The organism is Pelagicoccus mobilis (genome assembly GCF_016595505.1).
GTDB classification, from domain to species: domain Bacteria; phylum Verrucomicrobiota; class Verrucomicrobiia; order Opitutales; family Opitutaceae; genus Pelagicoccus; species Pelagicoccus mobilis.
Window position 1 is genome coordinate 1 of record NZ_JAENIL010000125.1, and the last position, 2,567, is coordinate 2,567.

Consider the following 2,567-nt stretch of genomic DNA (forward strand, 5'->3'; position numbering starts at 1 on the left):
CACGCTCCCACAGTAAAGAGTTAAATTATGAAGGTTCCTTTTATCGATTTGAAGCGGGCGCATGAGCCGCTAAAGGAGGAGTTGCTCGAAGCGTTTGCCAATACGCTCGACCATGGCGGTTTTTGTTTGGGACCGGACGTGAATGCTTTCGAGGAAGGCTTCGCCAAGGAACAAGGAGTCGCAGGGGCTGTTGGTGTCGGTAGCGGTACGGAAGCTTTGCATTTGATCGCGCTTGCTTTGGGGGTTGGCCCAGGTGACGAGGTTATCGTGCCGGACTTCACGTTTATCGCTTCGGCTTGGTTTGCCCAGTACGTGGGAGCGAAAATCGTTTTCGCAGACATCGATCCGCAGACGTTTACGATCGATCCTCAGTGTATCGAGAAGCTGATTACGGATAAGACTAAGGCGATCGTGGTAACTCACCTTTTTGGTCAGGCTGCGGATATGGATCCTATTCTGGCATTGGCTAAGGATCGCGGGATCAAGGTTGTCGAAGATTCCGCCCAGGCTCACATGGCACTGTACAAAGGGCGGCCTGTAGGCGACATCGGGGACGCGGGTGCGTTTTCGTTTTATCCGACCAAGAATCTTGGTGGTCTCGGTGAAGGGGGCGCTGTCACTTCGCGTGATGCCGAGTTGCTTGAGCAAATCAAGATCTTGCGGGCTCACGGATCGAAGGAGCGTTACCTGAATCACTATGTAGGCTACAACAATCGATTGGAAGGTCTGCAAGCGGCGTCGCTCAATGTAAAGTTGCCGCACTTGCGCGGGAAAACGGCTCGTCGCCAGAAGATCGCCCGCTGCTACTTGGGTGGTATCAACAATCCGGATATATCTTTGCCGGTTCCTGCTCGTTACGGCGAGTCGGTGTACCACATGTTTACTATTCGCCATGCCGAGCGCGATCGTCTGAAGGCGTATTTGGCTGAGAACGGAGTCGGTAGCGATATCGTCTATCCGTATCCGCTGCACTTGCAGCCTTGCTTCAATTTCCTTGGGTACAAGGAGGGTGACTTCCCGGTTTCTGAGGAGTTAGCTAAGACCTGCTTGAGCTTGCCGATCGTGCCGGAGTTGACGGATGAGGAAGTTCAATACGTGATCGATACCCTGAACGCTTTTGAATGATAAATGGGGTCCAGTTTAAAGTCTGCGGATTGACTCGTGCGCGCGACGCTCAGGCGGCGGCGGAAGCGGGCGCGGACTATCTGGGGTTCATTTTTTATCCGAAGTCGCCGCGCGGCATTCGTCAGGAACGGTTTCGGGATATCGCCCCGCGACTGCCGGACTTGCCCAAGGTCGCGGTGACGGTGGCTCCGGATTTGTACACGCTCGCTCAGCTCGAAGGTTTGGGCTTTGATTATTTTCAGCTGCACTTTCCGGTTGGTCTTTCCGAGGAGGTGGCGAGCTGGTCGAAGTTGGTCGGGAAGGAGCGGTTGTGGATCGCTCCAAAATTGCCCCCGGGGGTGAATTTCGATCCGGCCCTGCTCGATCTTGCGGGCGGAGTGCTTTGGGATGGCTTCAAAAAAGATGCCGACGCTTACGGCGGCACTGGAAGTTTGAGCGATTGGGAGAGTTTTCGGAAGCTGAGGGAGGAGTATTCTGCGACCAAATGGATTTTGGCTGGCGGGCTTTCTCCGGAAAACGCTGTTGAAGCGCTCGAGCAGACTGGGGCCGAGTGTTTGGATTTTAACAGCGCTTTAGAAATTGAGCCTGGCGTAAAGGATCTTGAACGTATTTCGCAGGTCAGAGTCTCTATAAGTGAAGCAACTGGATTGAGCTCCTAGTTTTTGATTGGAGTTTTCGTCTTGGGGCTTCAGTTTATTCAAACTTTAACTTTCTTTTCTCAGACGCCAAATGCCAAAGACACAACAGTTTAAAGCTCTTTTCCTTGCTCCATTTTTTCTGACTGCAGCTTTGGTCGCGGATGAGGTTGAGGATGTTTCGCCGCTCGTAGAGGTTGAGTCCGAAGAGGTAGAGGAGACCGCTCCTGCTCCGTCGGAGACGGACGTCGGGACAAAATCTTTCGATGCCGAATCGGTTAATGAGCTCTTCAAGGAGTACGAGGCGGAAAACAAGCGTCGAGCCGAGGAGTTCTCTCACATGAATTCCGACCATTTAGAAGTGATCGAGCTGGGACCAATCAACGCCCAGGCCTACGAGGTCAGAAATCTCGATCTGCTGATTGATAAGCTCGATCCGCAGCCACGTCGTCGTCTCCAGCGTTTGGCTGAGCTTGATCCGGTCGCGGCCGCTAACATTCAGGTCACAGCTCGTTCGGAAGAACGCTTCTTTGGTGGCGAGAACGACTATGGCACCGACATGAACGCGGGCTCTACGGCGAACGTCGACTTCCGCAAGGCGGGCAAGGCGATCACGAGCGCCTTCGAGAAGGCGAAGGCGGCGATGCGCGAAAAGAAGGCGACGGACGACCAGGCTCCGCTCCCGACTGAGTAGGTTCGTAACAGCTAAGAATTTGAAAGGCGACTCCGAGTGGGGTCGCCTTTTTTTGTAGCGCGGTGCTTTAGCCCGCGAAGGGGGATTCAGTTCCCGCTAGTACGCGGGCTAAA

3 protein-coding genes are annotated in these 2,567 nt (G+C 54.0%); all 3 read left to right on the forward strand.

What is annotated here, in order from left to right; translation table 11 throughout:
- Positions 1-27 precede the first annotated feature (27 nt).
- Positions 28-1,125 carry a DegT/DnrJ/EryC1/StrS family aminotransferase gene (locus tag JIN87_RS27770; protein ID WP_200359962.1) on the forward strand — a complete coding sequence of 366 codons (1,098 nt, stop codon included), beginning with the start codon at positions 28-30 and terminating at the stop codon, positions 1,123-1,125.
- A gap of 29 nt (positions 1,126-1,154) precedes the next feature.
- Positions 1,155-1,784, forward strand: a complete 630-nt coding sequence (locus JIN87_RS27775) for a phosphoribosylanthranilate isomerase (protein ID WP_234033678.1) — start codon at positions 1,155-1,157, stop codon at positions 1,782-1,784.
- A 70-nt stretch (positions 1,785-1,854) separates the two neighbouring features.
- The gene (locus JIN87_RS27780) at positions 1,855-2,454 is read left to right on the forward strand and encodes a hypothetical protein (RefSeq protein ID WP_200359966.1); all 600 of its coding nucleotides are present in this window, start codon (positions 1,855-1,857) and stop codon (positions 2,452-2,454) included.
- Positions 2,455-2,567 lie beyond the last annotated feature (113 nt).

Excerpts from the sequence above, each read along its gene's own strand:
- JIN87_RS27780 (WP_200359966.1), top strand. The coding sequence starts at position 1,855 with ATGCCAAAGACACAACAGTTTAAAGCTCTTTTCCTTGCTCCATTTTTT.
- JIN87_RS27770 (WP_200359962.1), top strand. The coding sequence starts at position 28 with ATGAAGGTTCCTTTTATCGATTTGAAGCGGGCGCATGAGCCGCTAAAG.